This is a genomic window from Maribacter arcticus (assembly GCF_900167935.1).
Classification (GTDB): domain Bacteria; phylum Bacteroidota; class Bacteroidia; order Flavobacteriales; family Flavobacteriaceae; genus Maribacter; species Maribacter arcticus.
The window spans coordinates 94,744-114,250 of sequence record NZ_FUYL01000004.1; the positions used below are offsets into that span (position 1 = coordinate 94,744).

The following is a 19,507-nucleotide window of genomic DNA, read 5'->3' on the forward strand; positions in this document are numbered from 1 at the left end:
TAAATTTGGTTAGTAATACAATTTTAAAATGTAAAACAAATTAGAAATACGAATTGTATGGTTGCCCCCTTTTGTTGTATAAAATAAAATACGGTTTTACTGTTGATCAAATGGATAGGAACTTTGTGTAAAGGCGATTTCAAATTTTCACAGAAGTATCTTGAATATTGCAATTTCCCCATCGCAACTATCTTTCTACCACTACCTTGACGAGAACTTGTTCCATTAGTTTAATGGTTACAGTCCTTCAAAGCCAATATTTCAACACCTGTATGTTAGGTTCTAATGAAAGGTAATCGACCGTGATCTCGCTTCAAATTTTATGTAATTTGGTGTAAGTTTTGAACTCTAATTCTTCTTTATTCGATAGGTAATCCTGCTATTGGTAATAACTGTACGCACCCGTACGAAAAGAGTAGCTGCATCTGACGTAAGCGGTAATGCACAGTAATATGCAGAATTGGAGGTTATTACACGGTATTGATATTTGTTCATGGTAAGTGCTACCGAACTTAATGTCAGAGTCGATGTGTTAGTGCCTAAATAGGTCGCTCCATCCGTAAGGTCTGTAAATGTTGCACCCTCATCAATACTTAACTGCCATTGATAGGTGTTCGTATCATTTGCCGATACCGTAAAATTAGTTCCTGAACCATCAAAAACCGTGACATTGGTCGGTTGGGAATTTATTGAGGGAGCCGCCCCTGATTCTAAATAATCTGCCGTACCGCTTGAATCTGCATCAGTGGGGGCTGTATAGCCATCCACTCGATTGGTGCCGGTAACCTGTCCATTAACATCCACAGTCGTAGGCAGCTCGGCCAATATACCGTCATTATTATCATCCGTAAATCCTCCTTCCAAAACGTCGTTACAGCCATCCCCATCAGAATCCAAGTCAAAATGATTAGGTATACCATCACCATCTACATCCAAGTTGGTACAGATGGAAAACGCGTTCAAAGAACAAAAATCGGGATCCTGATAATTGGGCATACCGTCGTTATCGGCATCTCCACTTGGGTCGATTCCGTTGGATTCCACTGTATCCAATATCCCATCATTGTCATCATCAAGATCATCTATATCCCCGACCCCGTCACCATCGTTATCGTTGGAAACCGTAATTGTCACCACAGCGGTATCGCATAAATTCGAATTGCTGTCATCACAGACTTGGTAGGTAAACGAATCAACACCTGTAAAGCCGGGATTTGGAATATAGGTGAAACTTCCATCAGTGGACAAGGTTAAAGTTCCGTTCGTCACATCGACCACGGGAGTCGTATTGACTGTCAGTACGTCGCCCGTTTCCAAATCGGTATCGTTCGCCAAAACCCCCTTGGCAGAAATGTTTAAGGTCGTATTCTCAACCGCATTGTATGAATCCATTACAGCACAAGGACTTGCATTGACACTGATAATATTCGTCGGTTCGGTTGTTGGGCTGCAACCTAATAATGGGGCGATGCCCAATTGGTAATCCCCCGGAGTGTCAATTAAAACATTATCCATTCCGACCCCAGATATTTCTGAAAGTCCGTTTGCGGGAAACACAACACCTGGGGTCAGGGAATACCAGATATACTCTGCAGTAGTAGAAATAAATTCGGCTTGTAGGGTAAAAGTTTCACCAGAGGCACAGGAATCAAAACTACCTGGATCCGTAATGGTGGTATTCACTTGTGTTCCAGCAGCACTACCCAAGAAATCATAGGGCCCTGCGAAATCCTTCAAAGAAGAAGTAAAGGAGGAGGATGTTCTGGATTTTGTAAGTATCGCGCTGAATGGGGAGTCACAGGCAGCACCACTTCCAAATAGGGCACGAGGGTCGAAGCCTAACTGCGTAAAATTGATACCAACCTCGGCAAAATAGTCACTGCTATAATTAGCTGTATAACCCGAAGTATTTGTCGTCCCCCAAGGCGGTGCCGCAGTGGAAAGGGCATTTACATTGTTCAACAAAGCGGCAACCGGAACGATTATTTCCCCATATCCATACGTACTGCCTCCATCGATATTAGAACCCCAGGTAAAGGTCGAAGTCCCACCCGGGGAACTTCCTGGGTTGAAAATGGAACGATCTACCCATATCCGTATCTCTAAACCGGATACACCGCCACCACCGAAGGCAAAACCGATGACCATGTCGCCGATATTGGTAACATTACCGCTACCGTCAAACGTCCAAGCCGTGTGCCCTTCCTGACTTCCGGAATTGATAAACCCTGATCCGGAAAGTGCGACCTTGGATACAAAAAGTTCAAAATCTATAAAATGACTCCCCGATGAGGACAAGGTCGAAACCATCATATCTACCCATAGGTCGTCGGTCACGTTAATACCATCCCTACGCATATGGACACCTGTATCCACGATATCGGTTTTTGAAGGAACAGAACCACTACCCGCGCCCCATGAGGTGGTTGGGTCATCCCCATTCTTCCCAGAAGTAAATATGGTCAAGTCATTTGAGCTTTGGTTGGTATAATCCCTGCCATATCTCGTACTATACCATATATAACCTGAGTTTGAAGCATAGTTGGGAATACTCTGGCTAAGGTCGAAGGCAATGTTGTTTCCTGCTGCCAATTGGGCAGCATAGCCATTGCTAATGGCGGTGGCTTCATCAATCACTCCAGCGCCTGAAATTCCATTATAAAACCAATCGTCTGTAAGTACACCGGAAAGCACATCCCCGGAACGGGTATCCGCTTCGATTCCGAAGTTAGCCCCTACTCCTATTTGTCCATAAACCGATCCGGCAACAACTAAAAATATTAGTAAGGAAAATCGCCTAATTAGAACAAGTCTGAAGCACCTTCTAAAAAATAAAAGATTAATGATTTTATTTATGTTCATTCTATGCATGGTTGGATTTATTTATCGCCATCTCCAAATATTTTCTCGGCCTATATCTTGCAAGATGGGAATTCAACCCTGAATATCGAATTTATTGTTGTGAAATTGTTCAACCAAAGGGTGTGCCAATTAAATACCGTTGTATGCACAATAAATATAGAAGTGTGTTTCATCGAAAAATTGAAAAAAATTCAATTTTTGGGTAGGGTTTGGAAACCTTTGGTTGTTATGATTAGTAACAAGCTCTTAAAAGTGCAAAACCTACTTATTGATGTTAAACAAAAAATTAAAAATTATGAGATTCAATTTTTTTTCAATTATGCTATTGGCATCATTTGCAATGGTCGTTAGTTGTTCCAATGGGGACGATATGAGCTCTGATACGGGGAAAATGACCATATTATTAACCGATGCCCCCTTTCCACACGACTTAGTGGCCGAGGCCAATGTGACCATATTCAAAATAGATGCCCGTAATAAGGACGAAGAAACCGATGATTCATTTGTTGTATTAATGGAACAAGAAATTAAGGTAAATCTTTTGGAACTAACAAATGGAATAACCGAAACCTTGGTAAACACTGACGTACCTGTTGGAACGTATGATTTGGTAAGGGTCTACGTAAAAGGTGTCAATGTGGTTCTTACCGACGGAACTTCCTATAACCTAGATGTGCCCAGTGGAGAACAAACAGGGATAAAATTGTTTATAAAGCCAGGGCTTACCGTAAACGGTGGACTTAGTGCCGATCTTCTTTTAGATTTTGATGTAAGCCGTTCGTTTGTTGCCAAAGGCGATAGCAAAGACTTAGCGGGTATTACCGGCTTTAATTTTAAACCTGTTATTAAGGCCAGTAACATGTCCTCCGCCGGTACTTTATATGGCGAAGTCATCACTCTAGAAGAAGAAATGGCGGTTTCGCTTGAAGGGGCCCAAGTGTCCATTTTTACCGCCGACACATTGAACACCACTACTTTTACTGATGAAACTGGGGCCTACATGGTTATGGGCCTTATGGCCGGAAGTTACGATGTAACCGTAGATATTGATGGGTATGGTTCCCAAACCGCCGAAGATGTGGAGATAATCGCTGCCAATAAAACGTCACAGGATTTTGAACTGATCGTTTCGGAAGAAGCGACAGGAAATTAAAAATTATACGAGTTATACTGAGTCGTCCTAAAATAGGTTGACAGTTTTTAAAGAATTGATATTAAACCTGAGAAGCTAGCTTCTCAGGTTTTTTGTTGTGTATAAAATTAGGTGTTTTAAATACCAATCAGCCCATTCCCCTTCATTTCGCGCCAGCCTGCCGAACAGGCAGGAAAAGCTATATTTCGGAAAAAGAGCTTCACTCCAAGTGGTCTTGAACACAATCCTCAATTTTGACTTATCATTTCGTTGATTCTTTCCGTCCCGAAACTTCGGGACTGGAAAAAAACACTCCATTCCCAAGTAAAAATTAAGAAGCAAGTTCGCTAACCACTTGTGCAAGCTTCTACTTTCTTGCACAAAGATTTAAAATTTAGTCTGAGACGGACTGCATAACCATTCGCAAGCTCTTTTTTATAAGTCCTTACGCAACCAAAATTTTAGATGCAGGTACAGAAAAGGAACAGCGAAGGCCTATGGGAAGTAAATTGGAACATCTCAAAAACCAATATAGGTGTCAGCTAATATTGAAAGACCCTGCTGCCAGAGAAATACAATCTACCATCAAAAAAAGGAAAAGGAAAACGCTCGGGATATAATAAGTAGTTAGATAAATGACATTTTGGCAACTAATTGACATCAAATAAAACCATTGAATATGGCTTCGATTTTGTGGTAATTTAATAAGGTAAGGAGCTGCATAAATATCATCGTTTTCTTTTGAATACTAAGGATTCATCAAAAACAGATATAATCCATGCTAAAAAAAGTGGTCGAATTGCCTATTTCAATTCGCTTTTTAGCTTCCGGTGAAAAGTTCGAAATCCCGAAATGAAATGAAGGGATGGAGAAGCAAGAGGGTAACACGCTGACGCAATGTTTCGTTTTGATTTTTTCTCCATCATCAATGAGAATAGGGGTTTTGGGAGTATTTACCTTTTATGGATTTTGGGATTTGATCTCGATTTTCAGAAAAAACGCTTACAGCCCAATAAAAACGGCATAAAATTTCAGAAAAAATGGATGAAGAATTAAAAAAAGAGCGATTTGAGAAGCTAGGAATAAAGACTTCGGTAGCGCTACGGTTTCGAAAATTCTGCAAGAAAATGTCAAAATCACAATCCATGACTTTGATACTCATGTTGGACTTTTTTGAGGAGAATGGAATTTCTCCTGCAGAATCTATGGGACCGCGAATGGAGACCTTGGAAATGAGAATGTCTTTACTTATCAAAAAACGTATGAACGGAATGATTGCCATACTAAAGGATATTGAAAAATCTCAGACCAAACCTACAGCGGCAATGTTGTATTCGCTTTTCGAACAAACAGCACCGGTAAAAAAGCCATTACTAATAGAGAAAAAGTATAGCACAGAAAAAACGCAAGTGCGTTATCGGGAAAGAATTAGTTATAACGAAATGCCCGAGAACTGATGGAAAAAGTAAATTACATCATTCACCTAAATGCGGTCTTTGAAAGATTCAACAACGACGAGCGAATCAAACAAGGACATATTACCTTATACCTGGCGTTCTTCCAGAAATGGAATCGTGAATTCTTCAAAAAGACGCTTACCATCAATAGGCAGTTCATTATGGAAAAAGCAAAGTTCAAGTCAAAAACTACATATCATAATTATCTGAAAGATTTGAATGATTGGGGCTATCTAAACTATTTTCGTTCTTTTCACCCGGCAAGAGGTTCAAAAGTGAGGATGCCCATATTTGGGACAACTAGTGGTACAAGCTCTGGGACACAAGCGTATCAAAAAATGGCCAACAGCGTCCCAGAACCAGGCCAAAATCTGGTACCTTCTTATAAACATAAAACAAAAGAAAACTTAAATAAACAGGCCAAGCCAAAAAATGAATTGGCTGTTTTAATTTTTTTTAAAGAAAATAATTGGCCTGAAATGGAGGGTAGAAAATTCTATGCCTATTACCATGCGAGAAAATGGAAATTACAAAGGGGATTAAACGTTAGAAACTGGAAATTACAAGCTAAAAATTTTGTCGAAAATGGTTATGAAATAAGACAAGAAGCGACCACGCCAATTTCTGGCTATCTATCAAACATGAGGAAGAATTATAATGAACCGCTTTAATTTATTCTGCATACTTTGATCTTAAGATTGCCATATCTTTTCCAACTTTCATATCCAAAATTTTAGCATAATGTTGGGTTGTTCTTAAGTTAGTGTGGCCAAGCATTTTGCTTACCGATTCAATAGGCACGCCATTGGTTAGGGTAACGGTAGTAGCAAAGGTATGTCTGGCCAAATGAAACGTTAGATTCTTGGCAATCCCTGCCAAAGTTGCAATCTCTTTGATGTAAGCATTCATTTTTTGATTGCTGAGCACAGGTAAAACCAAATCTTTTTCTTTCAGCAGCTCATTATCTTTGTACTTTTCGATGATTGTTTTAGCGATAGGTAAAATCGGAATATTACTTCTGGTATCAGTTTTAGAGCGTTTGGTTTTTACCCATTCTTCACCATCTGCACCTAAAACAATGTCACTTTTATTTAGTTTTTTCACATCAGCATAGGCTAGACCCGTAAAACAGCAAAAGATAAAAATATCGCGTACTTGGTCAAGCCGCTCCATAAGGAGCTCTAGTTCAATAATCTTTTGAATTTCCCCTTCGGTTAGAAATTCGCGTTCTACAATTTTTAATTTTCCTTTCCAATGAACAAAGGGGTCTTTATCAATCCAGTCATTTGCATGGGCTATGCGAATTATCTTTTTAAAATTGGTGATATACTTAATGGTAGAGTTATGTGCGCAGTTGCGAGTTGTCTTCAAATAGTATTCTAGCCCTGTGATGAACTTATGATCTACATCTTGTACAGGTATGTCATTTTTCTTGTATTTCTTCTTTATGAAGGCTGTTACGTGTTTTTTGCAAGTACGATAGCGTTCTGCAGTTCCGGCAGCAAAATCTTTTCCAATCAGACTTTCAACTTTGTCATTATGCTCTTGAAAGATATCCAAGAGCAATTTTAAAGTTTTCCCTTTCCCTAGATAAGTATCGCGCAAATCGATGGCTGTATATTCCTTCTCAACTCTTTGAAATTGATGTTGAATTAAGTAAATCTTATTTTTAATTACGCCAAGCTCTCGATTAACTTCTTGTGATACCATGGAATTACCCAATGCAAGTTGGGTTTTGGAGTTCCATTCACTAGAATGAATTTTTCTATGAATACTACACTCAGCCCTTCGACCATCAAGGGTTATGCGCAGATAAATGTTAGCCATACCGTATTCATCGGCCTTACTTTTTTTTACATAAAACAGAAGAGATAGAGAATGTGACACCGAATAAATTTAAAGTTCTCTTCAATTTACAAAAAAAACATTAAACGCAACCAATCGTAAGTATTTGTTAATCAATTTGTTAACTTCAATTCGGTGTCAGTTGGAGTAAGCTTTTAAGTGACACCGAATTTGCCCCTTTTTAAATGGTTTTAGATGATGTTATTTGATATCATCTAAAATGAAAAACCCTCTAAATCATTGATTTAGAGGGTTTTAGCTTCCGTTTATAGGACTTTCCGCGGAGAAAGAGGGATTCGAACCCCCGGAGGTGTGACCCTCAACAGTTTTCAAGACTGCCGCATTCGACCACTCTGCCATTTCTCCTGAGTGCCTCATCAGGTATTCCCTGAATGCGGGTGCAAATATAGAAATGATTTCTTATCTAATAAAGCCTTTTCTTAATTAATTTTCATCCTAATTAATATCACCTAATTACTTTTAGTGTGAAAAGGCTGAGATTCAGTTTTTAAGTAACTTGCCAGCATGGTAAATCCATTAGTAAGTATATTGATTCCTTTTAAGAATGTTGAAGAATATTTAGAGGAATGCTTAGAATCTATCCGCAGTCAAACCTACCAAAACTGGGAAGTTCTTGCTATAAATGACCATTCTGATGATAATAGCCTAGCAATTGCCGAACGTTTTTCACAATTAGATAATCGTTTTAAAATATTCACCAATACTGAATCGGGTATTATAACTGCTCTTCGAAAAGCATATAAACATAGCAGTGGTGAATTTATAACCCGAATGGATGCTGATGACTGTATGACAAAAGACAGAATCCAAACAATGCTAACATCTTTGAAAGAGAAAGGTGAGGGTTCACTAGCCATTGGTCAAGTAAAATACTTTGCTGAAAACGGAGTGAACGACGGCTATGATCGCTATGAAAAATGGCTGAACCAATTGACTGCCGACGGAACCAACTTTAAAGAGATATATAAGGAATGTGTTATCCCCTCCCCTTGTTGGATGGTTCATAAAACAGATTTAGATCTCTGTGGATCATTTTTGCCAGACCGATATCCAGAAGATTATGATCTTGCATTTCGGTTTTATGAAAAAGGTCTTACTTGTATTTCTTGCAACAAAACACTTCACTATTGGCGAGATTATGACACACGAACCTCGAGAACCAGCGAACACTACGCGCAAAATTACTTTCTAGAAATTAAACTACATTATTTTCTAAAATTAGAATACAACCCCAACAACACCCTTGTGGTATGGGGAGCTGGAAAAAAGGGGAAAGCAATCGCCAAATCACTCACAGAAAACAACATAGATTTTAAATGGGTATGCGATAATCCAAAGAAAATTGGGAAAGATATTTATGGGGTAAAATTGATTCACTATTCTGAATTGCAAACCATTGAAAACCCTCAAAGTATTATTACCGTAGCAAATGAGGAAGAACAGATGAGTATAAAATTCTTTTTTTCCGAACTAAAGAAAAAGCCTGCAGAAGATTATCACTTCTTCTGTTAGTTACCTTTACTTTTAAAAATTTAGGTTTTGAATTGTATAAATAATAGTTGCCATCGAACAAGCTCGTAAATTCAAAATAATTATCTTTGACTTAATCAAAAACAGGAATGCAATTTAAATATCCAGAAATTCTTTGGGGTCTTTTACTACTACTCATTCCTACATTAATTCATCTTTTTCAATTACGTCGTTTTAAGAAAACACCTTTTACCAATGTAAAATTCTTAAAACAAGTGGTTACAGAATCACGAAAAAGCAGCACCCTAAAAAAATGGTTGTTACTTCTTGCACGTTTAGGCTTGCTTGCAGCCCTTGTAATTGCCTTTGCACAACCCTTCATTGCAAATGAATCTGCCCTACAAGAAAAAGAAACTGTTTTCTATTTAGATAATTCTTTTAGCATGAATGGTGAGATTGAAAACGGTAATCTTTTTAAAAACACTATTCAAGAGTTTATAAAAGCTATACCAAAAGATCAGCGTTTTACGCTATTTACGAATAATCAAGTTTTTAAAGATGTAGAAATTAAGGATATTCAGAACGATTTACTTAACCTTAATGTTACTTCTGAACAACTTGGCGTAGCTGAAATTGTACTGAAAGGCAATACCTACTTTTCTAATGAGGCTGGTATTCAAAAAAACTTAGTCCTCATATCAGATTTTCAACAGCGAATGGGTGCTATTCAAAAAGTAGATAGCATTAGTAATGTTAACATCACCTATATAAAACCAGCAAATAACAAAATCATCAATACCTCAATTGACTCTGTTTTTATTGGTGATAGAACTAATGGGACTATAGAATTGGTTGCACAATTATCAACCAATTCTTCTGAACAGACAGTTCCTGTTTCTTTATTTAATGAAGAGGTACTTATAGCTAAAACAGCGGCTAAATTTGATGACATTAAAAATGCCGAAGTACGATTCACAGTCAATGCCAATGATGTTATTTTAGGAAAAGTAGCGCTAACCGATACAGGGCTAGATTATGATAATCAGTTTTATTTTAATCTGGATAAAAAGTCTAAGATAAAGGTCTTGGTTATTAGCAATTCATCTGCCGATTTTTTAAATCGAATTTATTCAAATGATGAATTTACTTTAACAAGTAGCTCATTAGAGCAATTGAATTATAGCACCATTGATAATCAAGATTTGGTAGTCTTAAACGAAATACAAAAAATACCTAATTCACTCATAACTGCTATAAAATCGTTTAGTACAAATGGTGGTACCTATGTTTTAATACCTGCAATTGATGGAGATTTAAATTCATACAATGAATTAGCTACACTAAACAATAGCCGGTATGTAAATGCTATAGTTCAAGAAATGGCTATTTCTACTATTAAAACTGAACACCCAATTTTTGCTAACGTTTTCGATAAAAATGTGACCGATTTTCAATTTCCAAAGGTTAAAGAACGTTTTAAAATAACTACAAAAAATCCTATTGCTATTGAGTTTCAGAATAAAGAACCTTTTTTAATCGGCTCTAATAATGCCTATTTCTTTGCAGCATCTATCAATAATGATAATTCTAATTTTAAAAATTCACCATTAATAGTTCCTACATTTTATAATATGGGTATTAATAGTTTAAAATTGCTTCCTTTATACGCAAGTCTTAGAAATCAGGTTGAAATAGAATTACCTATTACATTGCAACAGGATGACATCATAAAAATAGCCAACGAAAAAAATGAATTCATTCCCCAGCAACGCGTATTACCCAAAAAGGTTCAAATCAATTTTATAGAAAACCCTAAAGAAGCTGGTATCTATAGAATTATGCACAACGACAATACAATAAGACATATAAGTTTTAATGACAATAGAAAAGAAAGCGAATTGCTCTATTCTCAAATACCGGTAGAAAATAACAATTCTTCATTGTCCGATTTCTTTTTAGAAAGTCAAAAAAACAATGCTATAAATGAGTTTTGGAAATGGTTTGCTATTTTAGCATTAGCATTTGTACTGATAGAAACATTACTTCAAAGATTTTTAAAATAAGCGATAACTGAACCACCCATAGCCCTATGAACACACTTTTAAAATCAGTAACGATAGTAAATGGGAGCACTAAGAACCTTCACCTTAAGAAGAGAGATATTCTTATTAAAAACGGAGTAATTGAAGCTATTGAGACTTCTATTGAACCTACGGGTAAAATAAAAGTGATTGATATTGAGAACCTACACGTTTCTATTGGTTGGTTTGATAGTGGTGTCAGCTTTGGTGAGCCGGGTTATGAAGAAAGAGAAACCATTGAAAACGGGTTGCTTACTGCGGCTAAAAGTGGTTTTACAGATATTATTTTAAATACCAGTAGTTACCCAACGCCAGATTCGTCTTCAGACATCGTATATCTTAAAAATGCAGCCAAAGACCAATTAACAAGTTTATATCCATTAGGTAACCTTACTGTTAAAGGTGATGGGGAAGCACTTGCCGAGCTTTATGATATGAAAAATGCAGGTGCATTAGGCTTTTACGATTACAAACATCCGATAAGCAATGCCAACCTTTTTAAAATTGCATTACAATATGCTCAGAATTTTGAAGGTTTAGTTTTTTCATTTCCGATGGATAAAAGTATCTCAGGAAAAGGAATTGTAAATGAAGGAGTTATTAGTACTAAACTAGGCTTAAAAGGTATTCCTGCACTGGCAGAAGAATTACAGATAGCGAGAGATTTATTTATATTAGAATATACAGGTGGTAAATTATTTATACCAACAATCTCAACGGCAAATTCGGTTAAGCTGATAGCAGAAGCGAAGAAGAAAGGTCTTGAAGTTTACTGTAGTGTTACGGCTCATAATTTGTCAATTACAGATGATGAGCTTCAAGAATTTGACACACAATTTAAAGTAATGCCGCCTTTAAGAACATCCTTAGATATAAAAGCCCTAAAAAAAGGGCTTGAAAATGGCACTATTGATTTAGTAACCTCTGACCATACACCTTTAAACATTGAATTAAAGCATGTCGAATTTGATAATGCCGATTATGGTTCGATTGGACTTGAAAGTGCTTTTGGACTGGTAAATGAATTATTCGGCACTGAAGAAACAATTGCTTTATTAACTAAAGGAAGGTCTATTTTCGGAATTGAAACTCCTAAACTTGAGGTTGGCGAAATAGCAAATTTGACACTTTTTACTCCCGATGAAGCTTACGAATTTTCTGAGAAACATATTTATAGCAGTAGTAAAAACTCAATTGCATTAGGTAGGAATATGAAAGGCAAGGTAATAGGCACAATTGCAAACAATCAATTAGTAGTTAATCAATAGAGATGGAAAATAAGAATAACATACCAGGTAAAACTACCGCAGTAATCGCTTACTTAACCATCATTGGCGCCATTATAGCAATGTCTATGAATATGGAACCTAAACATAGTTTTGCAAGATTTCATACACGCCAAGCATTTGGGCTTCATTTAATGTTTCATGGTTTTGCCCTTTTTTCAAGCGTCTGGTTCAACCAATATGCACTTTATGGTCTTTACTTATGCTATATAGTTCTTTGGGTTTATGGCTTTTTAGGAGCCCTAAGCGACAAAAAACAAGAGGTTCCTATAGTAGGTCCTTACTTTCAAAAATGGTTCACTTTTATTCAATAATTAAATGACAACAGCTCCCCTATCTTTAGAACACATTATTAAACCATCTAGCCTAACCGATAAAAAACCACCAGTGCTTTTTATGCTTCATGGTTATGGTAGTAACGAAGAAGATTTATTTTCTTTTGCTCCAGAATTACCAGAAGAATTATGCATTATTGCAATGCGTGCACCCTATATTTTACAACCGTACGGATATGCTTGGTATGCCATAAATTTTGATGCCGAAAAAGGAAAATGGAGCGATGATGACCAAGCCATAGAATCTCGTGAGAAAATAATAAATTTTATTGATGAGGCCTGTTCTACCTATGGTTTAGATGACCAAAATGTAAATTTATTAGGTTTTAGTCAAGGTACCATTCTCAGCTATGCCGTAGCGCTATCGTACCCAGAAAAAATTAAAAATATTATTGCTTTAAGCGGATATATCAATGAAAAAATATTGAGAAATTCGTATGCAGAAAGTAATTTTGAGAATCTAAACTTCTATTGCTCTCATGGTGACATGGACCAAGTTATACCAGTCGAATGGGCAAGAAAAGCACCTAACTTTTTGAAAACGTTAGGTATCGAACATGTTTATGAAGAGTTTCCTGCAGGGCACGGCGTTTTACCTCAAAACTTCCATTCATTTAAAAAATGGATTTCCAATAAAATTTAGTTGCTACGGGTATATAACAAATGATCAACTAGGGTGAAATCTACTCCTAAGTCATCTTTTAACTCGTATTTAATTAAAAGTTCTCCCCAATATTTTCCATCAGAAAAATCGGTTAGGATCCATTTATGGTTCAATACCTTAATCTTATTTATCTTAAAATCGTTCTGCATACCTTCATAAGGCACTAAAGGATTATCTCCTTTTTGTTCATTGGTTTCCAATAGTTTATCAGCAATATATCCTGATGGATTCTCCAATTTAAGATGGTCAAAATAAGCAAGGGCATCGTCATTATTTTCTAATGAAAAGTACTGCATATCTAACACCTTTAAATTCGATTTCTGAACAGAATCTTTAAGATTAACTATTTCACTTTCCAACTTTGAGATTCTGTTTCCGCTTGCTTCAGCCATGTTACCGCTACTTACGAACAGATATAGACAGATTAAAGAAACAAATAAAAACAGATAAAGAAATATTTTGCTTTTCATAGTTATAAGGTAATAGTTAAATTATCGTAGGCTAAATGTACATTCTTTGGTAAACTTTTTTCTACCTCGTCATGAAAACCTAGTAAGTGGCTTATATGTGTAAAATAGGCTTTCTCTGGCTTCACCTTTTCAATAAAAGCCAACGCTTCTTTTAAATTAAAATGAGATAAATGTGGGTCTAGTCGCAATGCATTAACAACAACTACTTTAGAACCTTTAATTTTTTCAAGTTCCTTTTCCTTAATTGTTTTCACGTCGGTAAGATAAGTGAAATCCCCTATCCTGTATCCAAAGACTTGAAGCTTGTTATGCAGCACATTTACAGGAGTCACCTCTTTATCTCCTATTAAAAATGGTAGATTATTTTTCACTTTATTAATGTGAACCGATGGTGCACCAGGGTATTTATCTTTTTCATTTAAAATGTAACCAAAACGTTTCTTTAAGGATTTTACTACTCGTTTATGTGCATAAATAGGAATATCACCTTGTTTAAAGAAAAAAGGTCGAATATCATCAAGGCCAGCAGTATGATCCGAATGCTCGTGTGTATACAATATACCGTTCAAGTGACTCATTTTCTGCCGTAGCATCTGTTGTCGAAAATCTGGACCACAGTCTATAACATAATTATAATCTTTCCATGAAAGTAATACAGAAACTCTAAGACGCTTGTCTTTTGGATTATCACTTAAACAAACAGGATGGGTACTACCAATGACTGGAATACCTTGTGAAGTCCCCGTTCCTAAAAAAGTAACACGTAAATCGTCTGTCATGTGCTACAAATTTAATTCCTTTTTAGTAAAATAGGTGTTTGAAAATAAGAAGATCACTGTAATTAAATAGCATTCGAAATAATTAGCGAATCTTATGCCTTTTTTTTCGGGCTATTGCCCTTTGTCACAACCATTCTTTATAACTTTGTTAAAAGCTAAACAGGTAAAAAATGGCATCGGTATTGAAAAGAGATAGTGTCTTCGAAAACATTCCCTCCATAAAAGCAAAGACCTTACGTATAAATCTGAATCCAGATATATACGGAACCTTCGCAGAAATTGGTGCGGGACAAGAAACTGCCCGTCATTTCTTTAGATCCGGTGGAGCTTCAGGAACCATCGCAAAAGCGATGAGCGCATATGACAAAGATTTTAGTGATGCTATTTATGGCATCGAGACAGATGGTAGATATGTGACACAAGCACGTTTAAAAACTATGCTTTCTTATGAAATGCAGTTGATGGAAGAACGTATTAGTCGTAAGAACCATCCTGACCGATTATTCTTTTCATACGCCAATACGGTTGCGACAATCGATTTTTCAAAACGATATAAAGGTCATGGTTGGATTGGTATTCGTTATCAATTAGACCCTAAGCAAAAGGAGTTTGATGAAATCATACTCCATATTCGATTTAAGCAGAACGAGGCTAGGTTACAGCAAGAAACACTTGGTATTCTTGGTGTCAACTTAATATATGGCGCCTTTTATAAATATGACAAGCCTAAGAAAATGTTGAAATATCTATATGACCATATAGATAAGGATACATTAGAAGTTGACATGGTAAATTTTTCTGGCCCTAATTTTAAAGATGTCGATAACCGTTTAATGAGTTTACAACTTATTAAAAATGACATGACAGATGCTGTTATGTTCGGTCCTGATGGCAATAACCTTTTACCAGCAGCAGTGCTTTACAAGAAAAACATTTTGGCTTTACGTGGTAGTTTTAGACCCGTAACCAAAGTGAATCTAGATATGTTTGAAAAGTCATATGATATTTTCATTAGAGATAAGCAAGTTGACCAAAATAATACAATCGTAATTTTTGAAATTACACTTTCTAACTTAAAAGCATCTGGAGAAATTGATGAGCAAGATTTTATGGACCGAGCGGAACTATTATGTTCACTTGGCCATTCTGTAATGATCTCTAAATTTCAAGAGTATTATAAACTAGTTGAATACTTTAATAATTTTACCAAAAATAGAATTGGCCTTACCATGGGCGTTAATAATTTGGTAGATATATTTGATGAAAAATATTATCGCCATTTAAGCGGAGGCATACTTGAAGCATTCGGTAAACTATTCTTTAAAGATTTACAGGTTTATTTATACCCAATGAAAAACCCTGATACTGGTCAAATAATGACTAGTAACAATGTTAAGGTTCATCCACGTATGAAAGAATTATATAAATTCTTTAAATACAATGGTAAGGTTATGGATATCATAGATTACGAGCCTGATGTAATGCATATATTCTCAAGAGATGTTCTTAAGAAATTAATGAATAATGAAGAAGGCTGGGAAAAAATGTTACCAGAAGGAATTGCAGAAATTATTAAAGAAAAAAATCTATTCGTTAGAAAAACGATTGAAATAGATGCCGAAGAATCTTAATGTAAATCGTTCACGTCTAGATATTTAAAATAAAAAAGCGACCATTTAAAAATAGTCGCTTTTTTATTAGCTTTTAATTTGCTATTCTAATAATTGAGCAGCGTGGTCTTTTGTCTTCACTTTATCAATAACCTTTGTAACAATTGCATCACCATCAATTACAAAGGTCTTTCTATGTATACCATCATATTCTCGGCCCATAAATTTCTTAGGGCCCCAAACGCCGAATGCATTAATAACCGTATGGTCTTCATCTGCCAATAATGGAAATGGAAATTTATATTTATCCTTAAATTTCCCTTGCCTTGCCTCAGAATCGGCACTTACTCCTAAAAGTTCATAACCTTCCGTTTGCAATTCTTTATAATTATCCCTTAAATTACATGCTTCGGCAGTGCAACCAGGTGTGCTTGCTTTTGGGTAGAAAAATACAATTATTTTTTTTCCTTTATAATCATCTAAACTAATGGTATTACCATCTTGGTCTTTAGCTGTAAATGCAGGTACTTTATCGCCAATTTTTAACGTATTCATAAATGAAGTTTTATAAATTTGTGTTTAAATATTTTCAATCAAAATTAAACAATTAATGACTAAGGCAGAAAAAATAGCATTTACAATTTCGACACTTCAAGAACTTTATCCTGAAATACCCGTACCCTTAGATCATAAAGACCCTTATACCCTGCTCATTGCTGTTTTGATGTCTGCACAAAGTACCGATGTGCGCGTAAATAAAATCACGCCGTTATTATTTGCAAAAGCTGACAACCCATATGATATGGTAAAATTAACGGTAGATGAAATAAGGGCGATTATAAAACCAGTGGGTTTGTCACCTATGAAAGCAAAAGGTATACACGGACTTTCAAGAATTTTGATTGATAAACATAATGGTATTGTACCTCAAGAACTCGAATATTTAGAAGAACTACCTGCTGTTGGTCATAAAACTGCTAGTGTAGTGGTATCACAAGCATTTGGCATTCCCGCATTTCCTGTAGACACTCATATTCATAGATTACTATATAGATGGGGCTTTACCAATGGCAAAAATGTAGTGCAGACAGAAAAAGATGCAAAGAGATTATTTCCAAGAGAGTTATGGAATGATCTTCATTTACAAATTATTTGGTACGGGCGCGAATACTCCCCTGCTAGAGGCTGGGATATGGATAAAGACATTATTACGAAGACAATTGGGAGAAAAACCGTATTAAATGAATACTATAAAAATAAAAAGACCCGTTAAAAACGGGTCTTTTTATTAATTTAAAAAGGTTTCGAAACTTAAATCTTCGTACTCAAATTCAAAAAGTGCCTGTGAATAACTCAACAAGAAGTTAATTGTCTTGGGACATACTTTATTAAATTCGGTCTGTTCTTGGTAATTAGAGTAAATTTTTTCCATACTTCCTACGTTGTTACAATAAAATAACGACGCAAATTTGGAAATATTGTTTATTCTATTTTTCTACTACTGTTAATTAGTAAGAACTATATTATTTTTCTCAATGATTTTTCTAAGATTAATTAATGCATAACGCATTCTTCCTAACGCTGTATTGATACTAACTCCTGTGTTTTCAGAGATTTCCTTAAAACTCATATCCTTATAGATACGCATTAAAAGAACTTCTTTTTGATCATCTGGTAATTCTTCAACTAATTGTCTTAAATCGGTATCGATTTGATCTTTTATTAATTGTTTTTCGGCATTTAACTTATCATCACCTATAACAGAGAAAATATTAAAGTCATCGCTACCTTCAAACATTGGCATTCTCTTATTTCTTCTAAAGTGGTCTATTATAAGGTTATGAGATATTCTCATTACCCAAGGTAAAAATTTACCTTCCTCACTATACTTACCCCTTTTTAAAGTTTTGATAACCTTAATAAAGGTATCTTGAAAAATGTCTTCGGTGATATCCCTATCTAGAACCTTAGAATAGATAAAACTAGTAATACGTTGATTGTGTCTGTTGATTAATACTTCTAAGGCACCTTCGTTACCGCTGATATAATCCCTAACTAATTCTGAGTCTTCAATTTGTAGTTTCATACGAGTTACTTTCTTTAATTGGTTAAGATTGGGGAAATCTTGTTAGTTAAATGGTTTGTTTCTTATTTCTGATATAAAACTAGAGAAAAGGGCTGCTGTGCAAAAAAGTATGTTGTCAAACCACGCATTTTTGATGTGAAACATCGAAAAAGTATATTTCGATACAATAAAAGCAGATTTGGAAAGTTCCGAGGACAATTTCAGGAGCCTGAAATTCTAAACATAAATTAATAGTACATATAATAGATACGTACAATTCATATCATTTAAGTGGATGTGTTTTGCTTATAAAGAAGTCACAATAACATCTAATTACCTTTAATAATGGGATTAAACTAAAAAACCCCTAGACAAAGCCTAAGGGTTATATATAATTGTAAGGTAGTTTTAGTTTAAGTTACTTTCAAACTGCAAACCATTTGATTCTATTATTTCTAAGGATTTTGAATATGATAGTAAAAACTGAATTGTTTCAGGTTTAGCCTTCACTAATACAGTCTTATTATTATCCTCTGTGTAAATATTTTCCATGTTACTTGTTGTTTAGGTTCAACTAAAGAACGACACATGAATGAAGATAGTAGATCCACTCGACCTGTAACCTATTAATTCGTTAAAACAATACTATTGGCCTCTACTAACTTTCTAAGGTTAATTAAAGCATATCTCATTCTTCCTAATGCGGTATTAATACTCACACCCGTATTATCAGAAATTTCCTTAAAACTCATGTCCTTATATATACGCATTTCCAAAACCTCTTGCTGATCTTCTGGTAACTCTTTAATCATCTTCAACAAATCTGAATCTATTTGTTCTTTGATCAATTGCTTTTCAGCATTTAGTTTATCATCACCTAATAAAGAAAAGATGTTATAGCTTTCTTTGCTATTATACATTGGCATTCTATTATGCTTTCTAAAATGATCAATAACCAAGTTATGTGCTATACGCATAACCCAAGGTAAAAATTTACCTTCTTCATTGTAAGCACCTTTTTTTAAGGTACGAATAACCTTCATAAAAGTATCTTGAAAAATATCTTCGGTTAGTTCTCGGTCTCCTACTTTAGAATAGATAAAACCTGTTAGACGAGAATTATGACGATTGATAAGTGCTTCAATCGCTCTTTCATCACCTTGTATATATTGTTTTACTAATTGGGAATCTTCAATTTGTACTACCATAAACTTTACTTTAGGGGTTAAAATATAGTCCCAAATTCAATGAATAAGGGTCTAGTGGTTAAATTCTAACTTTAAAAAGTAATGTTGCGTTATAGGCTAATTGAATTTTTGTGAGATTCCAAAGATATAAAAAAATAGATACTCTTATAAAAATGTGAAAATTTCTTACGTTATTTTAGATAAACTACATTTTTTAGTTCAGAAAAAAGGCAAATCGTATCT

At 35.3% G+C, this 19,507-nt stretch carries 17 protein-coding genes and 1 tRNA gene; 10 read left to right on the forward strand and 8 right to left on the reverse strand.

Annotation, left to right across the window (positions count from 1 at the left end; all coding sequences use genetic code 11):
• Window positions 1-348: 348 nt before the first annotated feature.
• Window positions 349-2,862, reverse strand: coding sequence for a cadherin-like domain-containing protein (locus tag B5X55_RS07550; protein ID WP_143814434.1), 2,514 nt, complete (start codon window positions 2,860-2,862; stop codon window positions 349-351).
• A 295-nt stretch (window positions 2,863-3,157) separates the two neighbouring features.
• Between B5X55_RS07550 and B5X55_RS07560 the strand changes: the two genes are divergently transcribed.
• The 3 genes from B5X55_RS07560 to B5X55_RS07575 all read left to right on the forward strand — a co-directional run bounded on the left by B5X55_RS07560 (window position 3,158) and on the right by B5X55_RS07575 (window position 6,122).
• Window positions 3,158-4,015 (forward strand): DUF4382 domain-containing protein, encoded by an 858-nt coding sequence (locus B5X55_RS07560; RefSeq protein ID WP_079512016.1) that lies wholly within the window; start codon window positions 3,158-3,160, stop codon window positions 4,013-4,015.
• Window positions 4,016-5,034: 1,019 nt separating this feature from the next.
• Window positions 5,035-5,451: a BfmA/BtgA family mobilization protein gene (locus tag B5X55_RS07570; RefSeq protein ID WP_200811598.1), complete on the forward strand. Its 417-nt coding sequence runs from the start codon at window positions 5,035-5,037 to the stop codon at window positions 5,449-5,451.
• On the forward strand, window positions 5,451-6,122 hold the full coding sequence (locus B5X55_RS07575; protein WP_079512018.1) for a hypothetical protein: 672 nt from the start codon (window positions 5,451-5,453) through the stop codon (window positions 6,120-6,122). The genes B5X55_RS07570 and B5X55_RS07575 overlap by 1 nt, the downstream gene beginning before the upstream one ends.
• A gap of 1 nt (window position 6,123) precedes the next feature.
• Here the strand turns inward: B5X55_RS07575 and B5X55_RS07580 are convergent, their stop codons facing one another.
• Together B5X55_RS07580 and B5X55_RS07585 are read right to left on the reverse strand one after the other, a co-directional pair.
• Window positions 6,124-7,338 (reverse strand): site-specific integrase, encoded by a 1,215-nt coding sequence (locus B5X55_RS07580; RefSeq protein ID WP_079512019.1) that lies wholly within the window; start codon window positions 7,336-7,338, stop codon window positions 6,124-6,126.
• Window positions 7,339-7,577: 239 nt separating this feature from the next.
• Window positions 7,578-7,662 (reverse strand) — tRNA-Ser (locus tag B5X55_RS07585).
• Window positions 7,663-7,821: 159 nt separating this feature from the next.
• Between B5X55_RS07585 and B5X55_RS07590 the strand changes: the two genes are divergently transcribed.
• The 5 genes from B5X55_RS07590 to B5X55_RS07610 all read left to right on the forward strand — a co-directional run bounded on the left by B5X55_RS07590 (window position 7,822) and on the right by B5X55_RS07610 (window position 13,132).
• A complete protein-coding gene (locus tag B5X55_RS07590; protein ID WP_079512020.1) occupies window positions 7,822-8,829 on the forward strand; it encodes a glycosyltransferase family 2 protein in 1,008 nt (335 codons plus the stop codon).
• Between the two features lie 107 nt (window positions 8,830-8,936).
• On the forward strand, window positions 8,937-10,850 hold the full coding sequence (locus B5X55_RS07595; protein WP_079512021.1) for a BatA domain-containing protein: 1,914 nt from the start codon (window positions 8,937-8,939) through the stop codon (window positions 10,848-10,850).
• 26 nt (window positions 10,851-10,876) lie between these two features.
• Window positions 10,877-12,136: a dihydroorotase gene (locus B5X55_RS07600; protein ID WP_079512022.1), complete on the forward strand. Its 1,260-nt coding sequence runs from the start codon at window positions 10,877-10,879 to the stop codon at window positions 12,134-12,136.
• Window positions 12,137-12,138: 2 nt separating this feature from the next.
• Entirely contained in the window at window positions 12,139-12,468 is a 330-nt protein-coding gene (locus tag B5X55_RS07605; protein ID WP_079512023.1) for a hypothetical protein, read from the forward strand.
• 4 nt (window positions 12,469-12,472) lie between these two features.
• Complete coding sequence (locus B5X55_RS07610) at window positions 12,473-13,132, forward strand: alpha/beta hydrolase (RefSeq protein WP_079512024.1); 660 nt, start codon at window positions 12,473-12,475, stop codon at window positions 13,130-13,132.
• Here the strand turns inward: B5X55_RS07610 and B5X55_RS07615 are convergent.
• Both B5X55_RS07615 and B5X55_RS07620 read right to left on the reverse strand, forming a co-directional pair.
• Window positions 13,129-13,623 (reverse strand): hydrolase, encoded by a 495-nt coding sequence (locus tag B5X55_RS07615; RefSeq protein ID WP_079512025.1) that lies wholly within the window; start codon window positions 13,621-13,623, stop codon window positions 13,129-13,131. The genes B5X55_RS07610 and B5X55_RS07615 overlap by 4 nt on opposite strands.
• 2 nt (window positions 13,624-13,625) lie before the next feature.
• A complete protein-coding gene (locus B5X55_RS07620; RefSeq protein ID WP_079512026.1) occupies window positions 13,626-14,402 on the reverse strand; it encodes an MBL fold metallo-hydrolase in 777 nt (258 codons plus the stop codon).
• A gap of 170 nt (window positions 14,403-14,572) precedes the next feature.
• Here B5X55_RS07620 and B5X55_RS07625 point away from each other — a divergent pair, with 170 nt between their 5' ends.
• Window positions 14,573-16,033, forward strand: a complete 1,461-nt coding sequence (locus B5X55_RS07625) for a nucleotidyl transferase family protein (protein WP_079512027.1) — start codon at window positions 14,573-14,575, stop codon at window positions 16,031-16,033.
• An 81-nt stretch (window positions 16,034-16,114) separates the two neighbouring features.
• Here the strand turns inward: B5X55_RS07625 and bcp are convergent, their stop codons facing one another.
• Window positions 16,115-16,567 (reverse strand): thioredoxin-dependent thiol peroxidase, encoded by a 453-nt coding sequence (gene bcp / locus B5X55_RS07630; protein WP_079512028.1) that lies wholly within the window; start codon window positions 16,565-16,567, stop codon window positions 16,115-16,117.
• A gap of 55 nt (window positions 16,568-16,622) precedes the next feature.
• Between bcp and B5X55_RS07635 the strand changes: the two genes are divergently transcribed.
• Window positions 16,623-17,285: an endonuclease III domain-containing protein gene (locus B5X55_RS07635; RefSeq protein WP_079512029.1), complete on the forward strand. Its 663-nt coding sequence runs from the start codon at window positions 16,623-16,625 to the stop codon at window positions 17,283-17,285.
• 231 nt (window positions 17,286-17,516) lie between these two features.
• Here B5X55_RS07635 and B5X55_RS07640 read toward each other — a convergent pair whose 3' ends face one another.
• Both B5X55_RS07640 and B5X55_RS07645 read right to left on the reverse strand, forming a co-directional pair.
• The gene (locus B5X55_RS07640; RefSeq protein WP_079512030.1) at window positions 17,517-18,098 is read right to left on the reverse strand and encodes an RNA polymerase sigma factor; all 582 of its coding nucleotides are present in this window, start codon (window positions 18,096-18,098) and stop codon (window positions 17,517-17,519) included.
• Window positions 18,099-18,703: 605 nt separating this feature from the next.
• Window positions 18,704-19,285, reverse strand: coding sequence for an RNA polymerase sigma factor (locus B5X55_RS07645; protein ID WP_079512031.1), 582 nt, complete (start codon window positions 19,283-19,285; stop codon window positions 18,704-18,706).
• Window positions 19,286-19,507: the final 222 nt, after the last annotated feature.

Bases quoted from the DNA above. Each gene is read 5' to 3' on its own strand.
- B5X55_RS07595 (WP_079512021.1), top strand. From the start codon at position 8,937: ATGCAATTTAAATATCCAGAAATTCTTTGGGGTCTTTTACTACTACTC.
- B5X55_RS07640 (WP_079512030.1), bottom strand. From the start codon at position 18,098: ATGAAACTACAAATTGAAGACTCAGAATTAGTTAGGGATTATATCAGC.
- B5X55_RS07625 (WP_079512027.1), top strand. From the start codon at position 14,573: ATGGCATCGGTATTGAAAAGAGATAGTGTCTTCGAAAACATTCCCTCC.
- B5X55_RS07620 (WP_079512026.1), bottom strand. From the start codon at position 14,402: ATGACAGACGATTTACGTGTTACTTTTTTAGGAACGGGGACTTCACAA.
- B5X55_RS07575 (WP_079512018.1), top strand. From the start codon at position 5,451: ATGGAAAAAGTAAATTACATCATTCACCTAAATGCGGTCTTTGAAAGA.
- B5X55_RS07550 (WP_143814434.1), bottom strand. From the start codon at position 2,862: ATGAACATAAATAAAATCATTAATCTTTTATTTTTTAGAAGGTGCTTC.
- B5X55_RS07600 (WP_079512022.1), top strand. From the start codon at position 10,877: ATGAACACACTTTTAAAATCAGTAACGATAGTAAATGGGAGCACTAAG.
- B5X55_RS07605 (WP_079512023.1), top strand. From the start codon at position 12,139: ATGGAAAATAAGAATAACATACCAGGTAAAACTACCGCAGTAATCGCT.
- bcp (WP_079512028.1), bottom strand. From the start codon at position 16,567: ATGAATACGTTAAAAATTGGCGATAAAGTACCTGCATTTACAGCTAAA.
- B5X55_RS07610 (WP_079512024.1), top strand. From the start codon at position 12,473: ATGACAACAGCTCCCCTATCTTTAGAACACATTATTAAACCATCTAGC.
- B5X55_RS07590 (WP_079512020.1), top strand. From the start codon at position 7,822: ATGGTAAATCCATTAGTAAGTATATTGATTCCTTTTAAGAATGTTGAA.
- B5X55_RS07635 (WP_079512029.1), top strand. From the start codon at position 16,623: ATGACTAAGGCAGAAAAAATAGCATTTACAATTTCGACACTTCAAGAA.
- B5X55_RS07560 (WP_079512016.1), top strand. From the start codon at position 3,158: ATGAGATTCAATTTTTTTTCAATTATGCTATTGGCATCATTTGCAATG.
- B5X55_RS07615 (WP_079512025.1), bottom strand. From the start codon at position 13,623: ATGAAAAGCAAAATATTTCTTTATCTGTTTTTATTTGTTTCTTTAATC.
- B5X55_RS07570 (WP_200811598.1), top strand. From the start codon at position 5,035: ATGGATGAAGAATTAAAAAAAGAGCGATTTGAGAAGCTAGGAATAAAG.
- B5X55_RS07645 (WP_079512031.1), bottom strand. From the start codon at position 19,285: ATGGTAGTACAAATTGAAGATTCCCAATTAGTAAAACAATATATACAA.